Annotated in this window: 1 pseudogene; it reads left to right on the top strand. The window is 46.6% G+C overall.

The features are described from left to right. A pseudogene (locus AB4153_RS21270) lies at window positions 1-351 on the top strand (transposase); the annotation flags it as partial. Window positions 352-451 lie beyond the last annotated feature (100 nt).

Below are 451 nucleotides of genomic sequence, written 5' to 3'. Positions count from 1 at the left end.
ACCAACACCACTGAAATACGTACTTTACCCACTGTTGAGTTTCTATGGTTGGTACTGCAGCATGTGCTGCCGAAAGGTTTACGGCGAGTCAGAGACTCTTAACAATGAGAGTGGATTACTCAGAGGCAGTGCTGCCAAGCTGCGGCAACGAATACGCATGATGTTAGCCGTTGCTGGCACCGTGTTTTCGCCGCTCGAAAACACTACTAAAACTAAAGCTGTCCGACCTTGCCCCTGTTGCCAACAACCGATGATATTTATGGGTTGCTGGCAACGAAGGGATGAAAAAGCGCATGCACGACTGACAAGCTTTCTTAGGCAAAACCAACGACACCTAACGCCACTGTTTAAGCGGAAGGATAAAAAAATAACACTTAAGATGCGGAACAATAAAAGTATCAGGAGGTGCTAAGGCATTGATATTTTGGGGCAACGAAATTAGCTGGCGATG

Source organism: Shewanella sp. 10N.286.52.E4 (genome assembly GCF_041468785.1).
In the GTDB taxonomy this organism is placed as follows: domain Bacteria; phylum Pseudomonadota; class Gammaproteobacteria; order Enterobacterales; family Shewanellaceae; genus Shewanella; species Shewanella electrodiphila.
The sequence above is the reverse complement of the archived record's forward strand: the minus strand, read 5'-3'. Positions and strand labels throughout refer to the sequence as shown.